This window comes from Caldisalinibacter kiritimatiensis (genome assembly GCF_000387765.1).
Lineage (GTDB): Bacteria > Bacillota > Clostridia > Tissierellales > Caldisalinibacteraceae > Caldisalinibacter > Caldisalinibacter kiritimatiensis.
Genome location: NZ_ARZA01000236.1, coordinates 1 through 15,556, shown reverse-complemented (window position 1 = coordinate 15,556; position 15,556 = coordinate 1). Strand labels below are relative to the sequence as shown.

General features: G+C 29.0%; 17 protein-coding genes. 15 read left to right on the top strand and 2 right to left on the bottom strand.

The genetic code is table 11. From position 1 onward, the window contains the following. The first annotated feature begins 24 nt into the window (after window positions 1-24). From L21TH_RS10550 to L21TH_RS10520, 8 genes are all read left to right on the top strand, one after another. Window positions 25-207: a hypothetical protein gene (locus L21TH_RS10550; RefSeq protein WP_006315668.1), complete on the top strand. Its 183-nt coding sequence runs from the start codon at window positions 25-27 to the stop codon at window positions 205-207. A gap of 23 nt (window positions 208-230) precedes the next feature. Further along, window positions 231-524: a ribosome assembly RNA-binding protein YhbY gene (gene yhbY, locus L21TH_RS10545; protein WP_006315667.1), complete on the top strand. Its 294-nt coding sequence runs from the start codon at window positions 231-233 to the stop codon at window positions 522-524. 188 nt (window positions 525-712) lie between these two features. Continuing rightward, entirely contained in the window at window positions 713-919 is a 207-nt protein-coding gene (locus L21TH_RS10540; RefSeq protein ID WP_162138496.1) for a hypothetical protein, read from the top strand. A gap of 105 nt (window positions 920-1,024) precedes the next feature. Continuing rightward, window positions 1,025-1,639, top strand: coding sequence for a nicotinate-nucleotide adenylyltransferase (gene nadD, locus L21TH_RS10535; protein WP_006315665.1), 615 nt, complete (start codon window positions 1,025-1,027; stop codon window positions 1,637-1,639). Window positions 1,640-1,692: 53 nt separating this feature from the next. Then, window positions 1,693-2,268 carry a bis(5'-nucleosyl)-tetraphosphatase (symmetrical) YqeK gene (yqeK, locus tag L21TH_RS10530; RefSeq protein ID WP_006315664.1) on the top strand — a complete coding sequence of 192 codons (576 nt, stop codon included), beginning with the start codon at window positions 1,693-1,695 and terminating at the stop codon, window positions 2,266-2,268. Window positions 2,269-2,355: 87 nt separating this feature from the next. Further along, a complete protein-coding gene (rsfS, locus tag L21TH_RS10525) occupies window positions 2,356-2,715 on the top strand; it encodes a ribosome silencing factor (RefSeq protein ID WP_006315663.1) in 360 nt (119 codons plus the stop codon). A gap of 50 nt (window positions 2,716-2,765) precedes the next feature. After that, window positions 2,766-2,933, top strand: a complete 168-nt coding sequence (locus L21TH_RS14355) for a hypothetical protein (RefSeq protein WP_006315662.1) — start codon at window positions 2,766-2,768, stop codon at window positions 2,931-2,933. A 44-nt stretch (window positions 2,934-2,977) separates the two neighbouring features. Next, on the top strand, window positions 2,978-3,358 hold the full coding sequence (locus L21TH_RS10520; RefSeq protein WP_006315661.1) for a RidA family protein: 381 nt from the start codon (window positions 2,978-2,980) through the stop codon (window positions 3,356-3,358). Window positions 3,359-3,387: 29 nt separating this feature from the next. Here the strand turns inward: L21TH_RS10520 and L21TH_RS10515 are convergent, their stop codons facing one another. After that, window positions 3,388-4,701 carry a D-alanyl-D-alanine carboxypeptidase family protein gene (locus L21TH_RS10515; protein ID WP_006315660.1) on the bottom strand — a complete coding sequence of 438 codons (1,314 nt, stop codon included), beginning with the start codon at window positions 4,699-4,701 and terminating at the stop codon, window positions 3,388-3,390. A 240-nt stretch (window positions 4,702-4,941) separates the two neighbouring features. Here L21TH_RS10515 and L21TH_RS10510 point away from each other — a divergent pair, with 240 nt between their 5' ends. From L21TH_RS10510 to L21TH_RS10480, 7 genes are all read left to right on the top strand, one after another. Beyond that, window positions 4,942-5,598: a helix-hairpin-helix domain-containing protein gene (locus tag L21TH_RS10510; RefSeq protein ID WP_006315659.1), complete on the top strand. Its 657-nt coding sequence runs from the start codon at window positions 4,942-4,944 to the stop codon at window positions 5,596-5,598. Window positions 5,599-5,610: 12 nt separating this feature from the next. After that, window positions 5,611-6,651 (top strand): selenide, water dikinase SelD, encoded by a 1,041-nt coding sequence (gene selD, locus L21TH_RS10505; RefSeq protein ID WP_006315658.1) that lies wholly within the window; start codon window positions 5,611-5,613, stop codon window positions 6,649-6,651. Window positions 6,652-6,779: 128 nt separating this feature from the next. Next, window positions 6,780-8,192: an L-seryl-tRNA(Sec) selenium transferase gene (selA, locus tag L21TH_RS10500; protein WP_006315657.1), complete on the top strand. Its 1,413-nt coding sequence runs from the start codon at window positions 6,780-6,782 to the stop codon at window positions 8,190-8,192. 13 nt (window positions 8,193-8,205) lie between these two features. Further along, window positions 8,206-10,113, top strand: a complete 1,908-nt coding sequence (gene selB, locus L21TH_RS10495; protein ID WP_006315656.1) for a selenocysteine-specific translation elongation factor — start codon at window positions 8,206-8,208, stop codon at window positions 10,111-10,113. Window positions 10,114-10,285: 172 nt separating this feature from the next. After that, complete coding sequence (locus tag L21TH_RS10490; RefSeq protein WP_006315655.1) at window positions 10,286-10,981, top strand: response regulator transcription factor; 696 nt, start codon at window positions 10,286-10,288, stop codon at window positions 10,979-10,981. A gap of 52 nt (window positions 10,982-11,033) precedes the next feature. Further along, window positions 11,034-12,407: a HAMP domain-containing sensor histidine kinase gene (locus L21TH_RS10485; RefSeq protein ID WP_162138495.1), complete on the top strand. Its 1,374-nt coding sequence runs from the start codon at window positions 11,034-11,036 to the stop codon at window positions 12,405-12,407. Between the two features lie 64 nt (window positions 12,408-12,471). After that, the gene (locus L21TH_RS10480; RefSeq protein WP_006315653.1) at window positions 12,472-13,332 is read left to right on the top strand and encodes a GerMN domain-containing protein; all 861 of its coding nucleotides are present in this window, start codon (window positions 12,472-12,474) and stop codon (window positions 13,330-13,332) included. A 29-nt stretch (window positions 13,333-13,361) separates the two neighbouring features. Here the strand turns inward: L21TH_RS10480 and L21TH_RS10475 are convergent, their stop codons facing one another. Further along, the gene (locus L21TH_RS10475; protein ID WP_006315651.1) at window positions 13,362-15,467 is read right to left on the bottom strand and encodes a methyl-accepting chemotaxis protein; all 2,106 of its coding nucleotides are present in this window, start codon (window positions 15,465-15,467) and stop codon (window positions 13,362-13,364) included. Window positions 15,468-15,556 lie beyond the last annotated feature (89 nt).

Here is a 15,556-nt window from a genome sequence, read left to right as displayed (position 1 = left end):
GTAATTGGAGGTTAAGTTAGAAAGATGAACTGTTTAAAATGCGGTAATTGTAAAGAAAATACACCTACTTATTATTGTTTAGCCAAAGGTGAAATTGTTATCAACGAAAATTATAAGCCAGATGTAAAAGTAAGGACAGGATGGAAAAAAGGAACTAAGGATTACGAAATGTATAGAAGAAAAACTAAAAAAGAAGTAGAGATATAAAAGTAATAGAAGGAGAGGATTAGGTGTTAACCAGCAAACAACGAAGTTATTTAAATGGATTAGCTAATAAAATAGACCCAATACTTCAATTAGGAAAAAAGGGTATAACAGATAATTTTATAAAACAAGTAGATGACGCTTTAGAAGCGAGAGAATTAATAAAGATAAAAGTTTTAAATAATAGCTTATTAGAAGCTAGAGAAGCTGCAAATGAAGTTGCTGAAGCTACTAATGCGGATGTTGTTCAATGTATAGGAAATAAGTTTATTTTATATAGAGAGTCTGAAGACAAGAAAAGAATTGAATTACCAAAATAGTATAATTACTTTAAGAACTGGCTATAATAATTATAGCTAGGAGGTTTAATATATGAAAGGTAAATTCAAAAATAATTCAGTAATTATACTAAATAAATATAAATTAAAACTCTATAATGCGGGGAAATAGCAGGCCAAGGGTGTGGAAAATATAACCATCCCTTGGTTTTTTATGAATAAAAAAGGAGATGAAAATATTAATGAAAAATATAGACATATTAAGAGAGCTTTATAATAAAGGTTTTAAATGTATTAGGTATGAAGACGGAGAACGGGGTGAATTCACTGTTTATTGCAAAAACTTTGAAAAAGAAAAAATATATTCAATTCAAACAAATAATCAAGATGAAATACAGGAGATTAAAGATTATATTGATAATAACACTTATAGCTAGTAAATAAAAAATGGATGGAATCTAGGTTCCATCCATTTTTTAGGTTTAAGTTGTTAAGAAAATAATGTATAATAAGGTATGATAAAATAAGTTGGAGGTATCTTAATGAAGGGTAAGAAAATTAAATACGGAATAATGGGAGGTACATTTGATCCAATTCATATTGGGCATTTAGTGGTGGCAGAAGAAGTAAGAGATAAATTTGAGCTTGATAAAGTGATATTTGTACCTTCAGGGACTCCGCCACACAAAAAACCTAGTCTTGTTACTAAGGCTAAGCATAGATACATGATGACATTGTTAGCCACAATAACCAATCCAGATTTTGAGGTTTCGTCTATAGAAATAGATAGAAAAGGGGTTACTTATACAATAGATACAATTAAAGCTTTTAAAGAAAAATTTAATAACGTTGAATTTTATTTTATTACTGGTGCAGATGCTATAATGGAAATTACCACATGGAAAAGTACAGAGGAATTATTGAAAATATGTAACTTTGTAGCTGTATCTAGGCCAGGGTTTAAAGCTAGTAATATGGAAAAGCAAATTAGTATGTTAGAACAAAGGTATAATGCTAAGATTCATACTATGGTTATACCTGCACTTGAAATATCGTCTACAGATATACGAAATAGAATAAAAGAAGATAGACCAGTTAAATATTTATTGCCTGAATCTATTGAACAATATATTAAGAAAAATGGACTGTATAAGTAGAGGTAATGAGTAAAAATATCTAATGTATACTATATAATTGGAGGAAGTATAAAATGTTATCACAACAGATAATACATAAAAAGCTTAAAGAGATTATAGGGAATAAGAGATATAAACATTCAGTAGGAGTTATGGAAACAGCTAAAAAACTTGCAAAAACATATGGATGCAATGTAAAAAAAGCTGAGTTAGCAGGTTTATTACATGACTGTGGAAGAATAGCAGAAAATCAGGATTTATTGAAAATAGCAATTGAGTTTGGTATAATTTTAGATGACGTGATGAAAAGAAGTACCAATTTAATTCATGGACCATTGGGGGCAAAAATAGCCCAGAATGAATTTGGTATAAAAGATATGGATATTTTAAAAGCAATATCCTATCATACTACTGGTAGAGAAAATATGAGTTTACTAGAGAAAATAGTGTATTTAGCTGATTATATAGAACCTGGAAGAGATTTTTCTGGAGTAGAACGTATAAGGGAACTTGCTTATAGGGATTTAGATAAAGCTATTTTATTGTCTATGGATAACACGATTAAATATGTAGTAAAAAATGAATGGCTGCTTCATATAGATACTATAAAAGCTAGAAATTTTATTTTAAGTAGTTTAAATAGCCAATAATATATAATATTAACATTACAAAGTTGCACTAAATAGAGCACTTGAATAAAATATAGTAAGGTATAGAGAATAGGAGGGAATATTTAAGTGACAGAGGTTGAAAAAAGACTTTCAGTTATATTGAAGGCTGGAGACGATAAAAAGGCTTTTGACATAAAAGTATTAAATATATCTGAAATTACAAATATAGCTGATTATTTTATAATTTTTAGTGGTAATTCAGATAGACAAGTTATATCAATTGCTAATGCGATTGAAGACCAAATGAAGGAAGCAGGATATATGGTATCCAATAAAGAAGGTAACAGAACTGGTAGATGGGTATTATTAGATTACGGCGATATAGTAGTACATGTATTCCATAAAGAAGAAAGAGAATTTTATAACCTAGAAAGAATTTGGGTAGATGGAAAAGAGCTTGATTTTGAAAAGTTTTTAACTGCTTAAAGTAAAAACTCCTAATTCCATAGAAATGGAATTAGGAGTTTTTATTTCATATGACGATTAAAAATGCAAGGATTGATTACACTAATAATGTAACTGAATTAATTATATTAAAACTATTAATAATATTATCAAATAAAACAGGAATTATCCATATAATTGTAGAAGAAGTATGTAGGTATTTAGTGAAATTAATTGATATGTACTCACTTGGAATTTAATAATTCCTTGAGACCAATTTATAAACAAACAGGAGGGGATACATATGGAAAGAAAAGTGATTTTTACTGAAAAAGCTCCAAAGGCAATAGGACCTTATTCTCAAGGTATAAAGGCTGGTAATATGATTTTTACTTCAGGACAATTAGCGTTAGACCCAGAAACAGGTGAATTAGTAAATGACGATATTAAAAAAGAGACTAGATTAGCTTTAGAGAATCTAAAAGCAGTATTGGAAGATGGTGGAGCTACATTAAATGATGTAGTTAAAGTAACTGTGTTTATAAAAGATATGGACCAGTTTGGATTGATTAATGAAGTATATGGAGAGTATTTTAATGAAAATAAGCCAGCAAGATCTTGTGTCCAAGTTACAAGACTACCTAAAGATGGTAATGTGGAGATAGAAGCAATAGCAATAGTATAGATGTAAAGGACGGCATAAAGCCGTCCTTTTTAATATCCGTTATATTTAGTATTATAATAAGTAATTCTCTTGCTTCTTCTTCTCTTTCTTCTTTTATATCTAATATATGCTATATAAAATCTCCAAAGGATAAATAGCACTATTAACCAAAACCACCATTTTGTCCATATAGAGTCTTTTTTAGTAGTAGCTACTACTTGGTAAATGCCTTTTTGGTTAACTTCCATAGTTGAAACAATATTAGTAGTAGCTAGTGTTTCACCATCAAGAGTAAATTTGACTGTACCTAATACTTGTCCAATTGATATTGGAGCAGATAGTTCTTCAGGAATATCAAGTACTTTTTGAATTTCATCTTCTCGTCCCTTTGGTATAGTAGCAAATATAGATTGATTAATTATTCCTGGAACATATTTGTTATCACCATGGGTTACTTTTATATTTTCTATAAATTCGTTTTTAAAGGCTAATTGCTTATAATTAAAATTATCAAAACCGTAATTTAACAGTTTGTGTGTATCTACATAAACATTAGTTCCTTGGGCATGTAATACTACACTAATAAGTCTTTGATTGCCACGAACAGCGCTAGCTACAAGACAGTTTTGAGCGGCAACTGTATATCCCGTTTTTATACCTTCTGCACCTTCATATTTTATATCTACCCATTTTCCATCAACATATATTTGGTTACCTGAGCCCGTTCCGTAAATTAATCTATTTGCTGACTTTAGATATCTAGGTTCACTTTTTTTGTTGGTAGCTCCTATTTTGTAATTATAATTTTTAACTATTTCTCTAAACTTGTCTATTTCCATTGCGTATTTAGCCATCATTGCAAGGTCATAAGCTGTTGTAGTATGGTTTTTGTCTGGTAGTCCGTTTGGATTTGTAAAGTGTGTATTTTTTGCTCCAATAGATTTAGCTTTTTCATTCATGAGTTTTGCGAAGTTTTCTACTGAACCTCCTATGTGTTTAGCGATGGCTATTGCAGCATCATTAGCAGATTCTATCAATAAAGCATATAATAAATCTTCCATGCTTATAATTTCACCAGGTTCTAAAGCGATATGACTACCTTCTATACCATATGGAGTTTCATTATCAATAGTAACTTTATTACCTAGATTACATTTTTCTAAAGCTAGAATAGCAGTCATTATTTTAGTTGTACTAGCAGGATACATAGATTTATGGGCATTTTTTTCAAATAATACTTGTCCAGTATTTGCATCAATTAAAATAGCTGCATGGGAAGTTATTGATGGCTTATCTGCATATGATATATTGAATGAATTTAATACTAGGAATAAACTGAGTATACCTACTATGACATTTTTCAACAATAATCACCTCGTCTTTATTATGTATTTATAGTATATCATAACCTTGTCTTAAATGTTATTTTACGAATATGCCCAAAACCTATGCAATATATATTTTATATGGAAATCAAAAAAAATTCCACAATAAAGTCGAATTTGAAAATAATTTGATAAAATTAGGCCAAATAGAAGGAAGTTAATAGTATATATAGAATTTATTACTAAAGGCAAAGTATATTCGATAGAGAGGTGTGTTTTATGATTTCCTTTACAAAAAAAGAACAAATAGTTATACTAGTAGTTGTTATAGGTATTTTACTTGTTTTAGGTTATAATATTCTTATAGAAGATGATATAGATATAGTTACATCAGGTGAAGAAACTGTTGATATAGATAAAATAGAAGAAGAAAATAACAATTTAGATGTTATAAATAAAATGGAAACTGAAAATAAAGAGGAAAATGTAGAAAAAAGTCGAATAATATACGTTGATATAAGTGGTGAAGTCAATTATCCAGGGGTTTATAAACTTAAAGATGGTTCAAGAGTAATAGATGCAGTTGAAAAAGCAGGAGGCTTAACTGAAGAAGCTGATAGAAACAGAATCAATTTAGCAAAGAAGATTTCAGACGAGGATAAAATTTACATACCAAAGGTTGGAGAAGAAACTATCGATATTAAAACTCATACAAGTGTAGAGGATAATGTGTCAACAAATCAAAACTTAGTTAATATAAACACAGCTACTAATGAAAGATTAAAAAGTTTACCTGGAATTGGTCCTGTTTTAGCTCAAAGAATAATAGATTATAGAAATGAGAAGAAATTTGAAAGTATAGATGAATTAATAAATGTAAAAGGAATTGGAGAAAAGAAATTTGAAGATATAAAGGATTTAATTATAGTTAAATAAAGGGGTGATAATATGCAAGAGAAGGAAAAAAGATTGACTCAACTATCAAAAAGCTCTGGCTGAGCTGCTAAAATAGGTCCTGAGACCTTGGCACAGGTTCTGTGTCAGTTACCGAAAGTGGAAGATGAAAACTTGATAGTTGGTATAGATACATCCGATGATGCAGCTGTGTATAAGATAAATGAAGAAGTAGCATTAATTCAAACTATAGATTTTTTTACACCAGTTGTAGATGAACCTTATACTTTTGGACAAATTGCTGCAGCAAATTCCTTGAGTGATATTTATGCAATGGGTGGAGAACCTAGACTTGCAATGAATATCATATGTTTTCCAACATGTTTATCAACAGATACAATGGCTAAAATATTAAGAGGTGGGTATGATAAAGCTAAAGAAGCAGGAGCTATTTTAGTTGGAGGACACACAGTTGAAGATGATGAACCTAAATATGGTTTAGCAGTTACTGGTTTTACACACCCAGATACTATTCTTACTAATAGCAATGCTCAAGTTGGGGATGTATTAGTATTGACAAAACCTCTAGGATTAGGAATTTTAAATACAGCTATAAAAGCTCAAATGGTGGATGATGATACATATAATAAAGCAGTTGAAGTAATGACTACATTAAATAAATATGCCAAAGATGCAATGGTTAAAGTAGGAGTAAATAGTTGTACAGATGTAACTGGATTTGGCTTGCTAGGACATGCACTAGAAATGGCAGAGGGAAGTAATGTATCTTTAGTATTAAAAAGTGAAAAAATACCAGTAATAGAACAAGCTTTTGATTTTGCAAATATGGGCTTAATACCTGCAGGAGCTTATTCTAATATGGGCTTTATTGGAGATAAAGTTAAGTTTAGTGATAATGTTTCACAGCAGCTACAAGATATAATGTTTGACCCTCAAACTTCTGGAGGTCTTTTAATTTCTGTTGAAGAAGAAAAGGTTGAAGAACTATTAAAAGAGTTAGATGGAAATGCTACTGAATATGCGGTTATTGGTAAAGTAATAGAAAAAGGAGAACATCCTATTGAGGTTGAATAGAATTGTTATATTTTTTCTAAGATGTTGAGTGGAGTCTCTTTCAATATCAAAATATACATATAAACAGCAATTTCAAAAATTTCATATAAATTATTTTTAATTATAAACTAGATGGGAAGGTTATTAATATGAAGGACAAAAAAGAACTATTTATGAAATTGCCTAAGGTAGACCACATACTTTCTAATAGTAAATTTAATGACTTAATGGAAAGAGTACCTAGGGATATAGTTGTAGAAAGTATAAGAGAGGAACTGGAAAACTTAAGAAACTTAATAAAGAATAGTGATATTGAAATTGATTTTTTAGATAAAAAGATACAAAATATAACCGATATTATAGAAAAACGTATAAAAGAAAAAATTTCATTAAAGTTTAAAAGAGTTATAAATGGGACAGGTGTAGTTATACATACTAATTTAGGTAGGTCACTTATTAGTGAGGATGTAATGGAAAATATTTATGAGTTAGTTACTAATTATTCTAATTTGGAATTTGATTTAGAATTAGGTAAAAGAGGCTCGAGGTACAGCCATGTAGAAGAAATATTAACTAGAATTACAGGGGCAGAAAGTGCTTTAGTAGTGAATAACAATGCAGCTGCTGTTATGCTTGTGCTTAGCAGTTTAGCTAAAGAAAAGGAAGTTGTGGTTTCAAGGGGAGAGTTAGTGGAAATCGGAGGTTCATTTAGAGTACCAGATGTGATGGAGCAAAGTGGAGCCAAATTAGTAGATGTCGGTACTACAAACAAGACCCATATTTCTGATTATGAACAGGCGATTAGTGAAGAAACAGCGGCTTTGATGAAGGTTCATACTAGTAACTATAGAATATTGGGATTTACAGAAAGTGTTTCATTAGATGAGATAGTTAAGTTAGGCAGAAATAATAATATACCTGTAATAGAAGATTTAGGAAGTGGTGTATTAATTGATTTAAGTAAGTATGGATTAGAATATGAGCCTACTGTTCAAGATTCGATAAAAGCAGGAGCAGATATTGTTACATTTAGTGGCGATAAATTATTAGGTGGACCACAAGCGGGAATAATTGTTGGAAATAAGAAGTACATAGATATTATGAAAAAGAACCCATTAACCCGAGCAGTAAGGGTAGACAAATTTACTTTGTCATCACTAGAGGCAACTTTACGATTATACTTAGATGAAGAGGAAGCTATGGAAAAAATTCCAACTTTAAAAATGATTACAATGCCAATTCATGAAATAGAAAGAAAAGCTGTTAAATTATCAAATACATTAAAAGAAAGAGTAGAAGAAAACCTACAAGTAGAGGTAGTTGATGTGTTTTCACAAGTAGGCGGAGGTTCAATGCCATTAGAAGAATTACCAAGTAAGGGTGTTGTGATATATTCAAAAATGTTAAAGGCATCTTCAATAGAAAGAAAGTTAAGAGAGCAGGATATACCTATAGTTGCTAGAGTTTATAAAGAAAAGCTATACTTAGATTTAAGAACTGTTAAAGATGATGAAATAGAAATAATTTGTAAGACATTTAAGAGAATAATTGACAACACTTGAGGGAGTGTTCTAAATGAATAATATAATTATTGGGACAGCAGGCCACATTGACCATGGTAAAACTACTTTAATTAAAGCACTAACAGGAAGAGATACAGATAGATTGGAAGAAGAGAAAAAAAGAGGTATATCTATTGAGTTAGGTTTTACATATTTTGATTTACCTAGAGGAAGAAGAGCAGGAATTATTGATGTACCTGGCCACGAAAAGTTTATAAAAAATATGTTAGCTGGTGTTGTAGGTATGGATATTGTAGCTTTAGTCGTAGCAGCAGATGAAGGTGTCATGCCACAGACTAAAGAACATTTAGCTATACTTAATCTACTGGGAATTGAAAATGGGATAGTAGTTCTTACTAAAATTGATTTAGTAGATGATGAGTGGATGGAACTTGTAAAAGAAGATATTAAAGATAATTTAAGAGGAACATTTTTAGAAAATAGTCCTATATTACCAGTGTCTTCTACAGAAAAAACAGGTATAAAAGAAGTAATTAAAGTCATTGATAGATTAACAGAAGAAGTTCAAGAAAGGGATATAACCCAAACTCCAAGACTTCCAGTAGATAGGTCCTTTACTATAACAGGTTTTGGAACAGTAGTAACTGGAACATTACTATCAGGTGAATTTAAAGTAGGAGATGAAGTCCAAGTTTTCCCGGGGAATAAAGTAAGTAGAATAAGGTCGATTCAAGTACATGGTGAAAATACAGGGGTAGCGTATGCAGGTCAAAGAGTTGCTATTAACTTAGCGAATTTAAAGAAATATGAAGTGAGTAGAGGAAATGTTATAGCCCCTGTAGATTCTATGAAATCTACAATGATGCTTGATGTAAAATTAAAGTTACTAAAAGATTCTAAAAGAATAATTGAGAACAGGCCAAGGTTGAGATTGCATATTGGAACTACAGAAGTCCTTTGTAGAGTAGTGCTTTTAGATAGAGAACAACTGACTCCAGGAGAAAGTTGTTATGCACAGTTAAGATTAGAAGATGAAGTGGTGGCCAATAGAGGAGATAAATTTATTATAAGATTTTATTCACCAGTAATGACTATAGGTGGAGGTATAGTTCTAGAGGGCAATCCTCCAAAGAGGAAAAGGTTTGACCAGAAGGTTCTAGAGGAGTTAAAAGTTAAAGAAAAGGGAGATTCAAAAGAAATAGTGGAAAAAATAATAAAAAAAAATAGTGAAGAATTTCCAAATCTTAAAGACTTGAATGTTTTAACTACAATGTCAGAAGAAAAAATTAGAAAAATATTAGATAAACTTGTTAATGAAAAAAGGATTATTACTTTTAAGCTTTCAGATAATATTTATGCAATTCATAAAGAATATTATAGCCATTTAATGCAACAGATTTCGGAAGGACTTAAGGAATTCCATGAAAATAATCCTTTAAAGATAGGTATGCTTAAAGAAGAATTGAAAAGTAAGTATTTAAACCATATAAAACCTAAATTAGCAGATACTTTTATAAACCGTTTAACAGAAGAAAATGTTATCAAGCAAGATAATGAATATGTTTCTCTGAAAGATTTTGAAGTGAAATTTAATGAAACACAGGAAAAGATTAAAAGGGAGATAGAGAAAGAATATTTAAATATTAAATTTCAACCATTAAAGTTTGAAGAATTACCTAACAGGTTAAAATATGATAGTATAGATATTAAAGAAGTATTTGAAGCATTGATACAATTTGGAGTATTAATTAGATTGAAAGATAATATTATCCTTCATAAAAAAAACTATTTAGAAAGCATAGATATAACTAAAGCTCATATTAAAGAGTATGGTTGTATAACAGTAGGTGAATTAAGAGATATATTAAATACAAACAGAAAATATGCTATTGCTATATTAGAGGATTTTGATAGTAAGAAAATTACTAAGAGAATAGATAATAAAAGGGTTTTATACTAGAAAATATGACTAAATCTAGCAAAAACTATTTATAGATTTGGAATGTGTAGGTATTCATTTTTTTATTATATGTTTTTATGTATAATATAGTTATTGATGATTTTTTTATACATTTTTATATAAAAGATTATTGTATTGGTATGGATGGAAATAATATTTATGAGGTGATAAAATGAGTAGTAGAATCTTAATAGTTGATGACGAGGCTCTATTGGTTAAAGGATTAAAATATAGTTTAGAGCAAGATGACTATGAAGTAGATGCAGCTTATGATGGAAAGGAAGCATTAGAAAAGGCCCAAAAGCAAAGATATGATCTTATAATATTAGATTTGATGTTGCCAGGTATGGATGGATTAGAAGTTTGTCAGAAAATAAGAGAGAAGTCTCAAGTTCCTATTATTATGCTAACTGCAAAAGGTGAAGATATAAATAAGATATTGGGTCTAGAATATGGAGCCGATGACTATTTAACAAAACCGTTTAATATTCTAGAATTAAAGGCAAGGATAAAAGCTATATTAAGAAGGGTAAGTGCACAAGATACTAAGGTAGGAGAACAAGTAATCAAAGTAGATGATTTTACTATAAATACTTTGGGAAGAAAGGTAACTGTTGGAGGAAAGGAAATAAATCTGACTGCAAAAGAATTTGATTTATTACTTTTGTTAGCAACTAATCCGGGAAAAGTATTTACAAGAGAAGAACTACTAGAAATAATTTGGGGATATGAATATTTTGGAGACTTAAGAACAGTTGATGTTCATATTAGAAGGCTGAGAGAAAAAATAGAAAAAGATTCAAATAACTACGAATACATATTAACAAAGTGGGGAGTTGGTTATTATTTTAGGAGCACTCCTAAATAGGAAGAACAGGTTTATTAGTGTTAGGTGGAAGCTTGTTTCCACCTATTTGTTATTGGTAATAATCACTTTACTAACAATTAATGTATTTGTAAGTAGAACTTTATTAAATATATATATTCAAGAAAGAAAATCTGAGCTTTTTACAAGTGCCAACATAATATCAAAAAGAGCTAATTATTATTTGAGAATAGACCCATCTTTTAATTTAGGTAAATTTCTAAATACAACAATTAAATCTTATAGTGAAGATATAAATTCTAGAATATTAATATTAGACGATGATAGCATAGTAAAAAGCGACTCAAACGATAAATTTACAGATAAAATTTTAAGACATGTAGAAATAACTAATGCTTTAAAGGGAATAAGTCACTCATCTATTCATAATTTTGAAGAATTAGGTTATGTATTATATATAGCAGTGCCTATTAAATACGAAGGTAAAGTAATAGGAGCTACCTTTATATCATCATCTTTAAATGATATATATGATACTGTTGGTGAAATAACGGACAAACTGAGAATAATATCTATGGCTAGTATTTTTTTAATAGCTATTTTAAGTTTTGCATTTGCAAATTTTTTGTCTAAACCTATAGAGGAATTTACAAGAGCTATTAAAAAAATGGCTAAAGGTAAATTGGGATGCAAAGTAGAAATCAAAACTAATGATGAATTTAAACATTTAGCTAATGCATTTAATATAATGAGTACAAAGTTAAATGAAGTAGACATACAGAGAAAAGATTTTGTTGCTAATGTATCCCATGAATTGCGCACGCCATTAAGTTCAATTAAATTATTATCTGAATCTCTGTTACATCAACAAGAGGAAGATGTCAATATATACAGAGAATTTTTAAAAGATATAGACTCTGAGATAGATAGGCTTAACAAAATTATTGATGATTTACTTGTTTTAGTTGATTTAGATAAAGAAAAACTTAGTCTAAATTATCAGACTACTTATATTAATTTTTTACTAGAAAAAATAATATCTAGACTATTACCTTTAGCAGAGAAAAAGCATATAGACCTTAAAGTAGACTTTAAAGAAAAGTTACAAATTAAGGTAGATAAAGATAAAATACAACAGGCTATAATAAATATTGTTCATAATGCAATAAAGTACACACCAGAAGGTGGAGTAGTAGAGGTAAGCTTATATTCGGAGGGAGAATATATAGTTGTAAAAGTTAAAGATAATGGAGTAGGAATACCTAAGGAAAGTTTACCACACATATTCGATAGATTCTATAGAGTAGATAAAGCAAGAGCTAGAAGTACAGGAGGTACTGGGTTAGGTTTATCAATTGCATACCAAATAATCACACTACATCAGGGAACAATAGAAGTTGAAAGTGAAGTGAATAAAGGAAGTACATTTTATATAAAAATACCTTATAGTTCAGGATTAGGAAGTTAAAATATTGCTATGTTTAATTAGCTATACTTAAGAAATATGTAAGGTGTTATCTGGGGGAAGATATATGAACAGAAAAGTAATACTTATGTTATTAATATTAATACTAGTTCTTATAAGTTGTAAGTCATATGAAAGAATTGACTTAAATGAAAGTAAATATCCAATTATATCACCATTTCCAGAGAGAAAAGATAGAAAGGTAGTTATATATTATCCAGATTCTCAATTAAGATATTTAGTAACTGAAAATAGAGAAATTGAAGTAGAGGAAGAACAGAATATAATTAAAATTATTATAAATGAGTTCTTAAAGGGACCAAAAAGCGAATATTCAAAGAGCTTAGTATCTCCTAATACGAAACTATTGTCATTAGATGTTATTGGAGATACAGCATATGTTAACTTTAGTGGAGACTTAATTGATAGCAATTTAGATGAGCGTAATGAAGCATTATTGCTTTATTCTATTGTTAATACAATAACTGAAATAGATACAATAAAAAATGTACAAATACTTATTGATGGAAAAGATAGAAACATTTTCATCAATAATTACAAAATAGATAAGCCGTTAGAAAAAAGTGAATTTTTGGTAAATAAAACATATGTAAGTCCTATGAGTGTAATTAAGAATTATTACGATAGTTTACTTAATAAAAACTATGACAAAGCAATGAGATATGTAAAATTAAATGGGAATATAGATATTAATTATGCAACTATAAAAGCTTATTTAAAAAGCAATTATACTTTTATGTCAAATTATAATATTATAAAGTATTATATAGAAAAGTATGATACTAATACAAGAGTGGATTTTGTAATGGATATAAACTATTCCAGCCCTGATAGGATTAGAAAAACAGAATCTTTTAACTTAGCTTATAAGAGAGAGGGATACAAAATAAATATAGAATTTGATTAGAAAAACCCGAAGCTATTTTAGCCTTCGGGTTAAATATTAAAATTCTTTATCTCATTTTCCAATTCTTGTGCTAGGTCTTGAAGATGTGCAGAATTTTTTCTTACTTCTTCAATCATAGCAAGAGTTTCTTCAGTACTTGCTGATACTTCCTCTGTGGAAGCTGAAATTGAAGATGTTGATTCAGCTACTTCATTTATAAAAGTTAGGATTTCCTCTTTTTTATCTACCATATTTTTATTTAATACTTTTATTTCATTCACTTCTTTTACCAATCGAGTAATTTGATTTGAAATATGAGTAAATATTTCTTTAGTTTCGTTAACAACTTTTTTTTGTTGATTTAATATAGTGCGATTTATGCTTATTGATTCAACTGCATTTGTTGATTTCTGTTGGATTTTAGAAATTAATGCTTCGATTTTCATTGTTGCATCTTTACTTTGCTCAGCAAGTTTCCTAACTTCTTCAGCAACAACTGCAAATCCTTTTCCTGCTTCCCCAGCCCTTGCTGCTTCTATTGATGCATTTAATGCTAATAGATTTGTTTGTTCAGATATTTCATTAATAGTAGATACTATTTGTCCAATTTCATTAGAATTTATATCCATTTCATTTATTACCTTAGCTAAATCTTCACTTGAGATAACCATTTGTTTAGTCTTATCTGTTAAGAAAGAGATTGTTTTGATACCTTTTTTATTTAACTTTTCTGTATTTTTAAAGGAAGATTGCATTTTATCTATTGAATTTGAAACTAATTCAATATTTTCAGCAAGTTCTTTTGCTTTAATGCTTCCATCTTCTGCGATATTAGCTTGTATTGAGCTTTCTTTTGCAATATCTGCTATAGCTTGTGTAACCTCTTCAGATGCTATTGCAATTTGGTCACCTATTTGTTTTACAGTAGCCGAATTATCTGTAACAGTTTTCGAAGATACTACAATTTTGCTCACAAGATTTTTAATTCCTTCTATCATTGTGTTAAAGCTATCCGCTATACTATTAAATTCATCCTTAGTATTCAAGTTAGTTTGCACTGTTAAATCACCATTAGCTGCTTTTTCAAATGATGTTTTCAAGTGGTTCAATCTTTTAACAATTATATTAACTACTAAGCTTGATACGATAAGTAAAATAATAATAACTATTCCTATCATTAAAATAGTAAAACGTCGTATATCATTTGCTTTAGAATAAAGGTCATCAACTTTGCTTCCAGCCATTATTTTCCAATTTGTTTTATCGTTTGTTACAAAGGTTAATAGTTCTTTACTAGTTTTATATTGTTCTTCTTGATTTTCTTTTAAAAGCTTTAGTAAACTTTCATCTTTTATCTTTTGACCCATTTTTATTTTATTAGGATGTATTAAGTATTTGCCTTCATCACTTACAACATATAAGTAGCCTGATTTACCTAATTCTATAGAACGAATCTTATTTAGAAGCATGTCTAACTTAATATCCATAGCAAAAACACCGTAAGTCTCTCCATCATGTTCAATTGCTTTTGAGATTGTAATAACTATAGATTTCTTTTCTCTATCTAGATAAGGCTTAGTCCAAACAACTTCGCCTTTATTCTTAATTGCATTTATATACCATTCTTCTGTATGACAATTATAATCCCCATTAATACCATATATATAATGTTTTTTGTCATAATACATATTATGATTTCTAGTACCTATATAACAGGTTTTAATGTCAGGTCTTTTTTTGAGAGTACTCATTAGTTCTCTTATGTACATTCCAGAAGTTACTTGTATTCTATCTTCTGTTTCTAAGTTTATTTCTTTAGATTTCAATTTTTCATTGAAATTTGATTCTTCTTCCTTTTCTACTATATAAACAAATCCTTTTTGCTTTGAAACCATTTCAACCGTATTAGATAGACTAGAAAAGTATTCATTTAATCTTTCATTTACCTGCTTAGTAATTTGATACGCTTCTTCATTTGCTTGAATAGTTAATGTATCATAGAACTTATTATAAGAAAAATATCCCATAAAAATTAATGGTATAAGAGCAATAAATGAAAAAAGGATGGTTAATTTGAACCTAAAAGAGTGAATTCCTAATTTGTTATTGTTTTTATTTCTTTCTTGTTTCAATATCTTTTTGAAATTAAATTTCAACCCTACCCCTCCTAGGTTATTTATTCATTTTAGCTTATTGCAAAACTCTAAAAGTGTTGAAATTTAGAGTTTTTATTAAATTTATTACA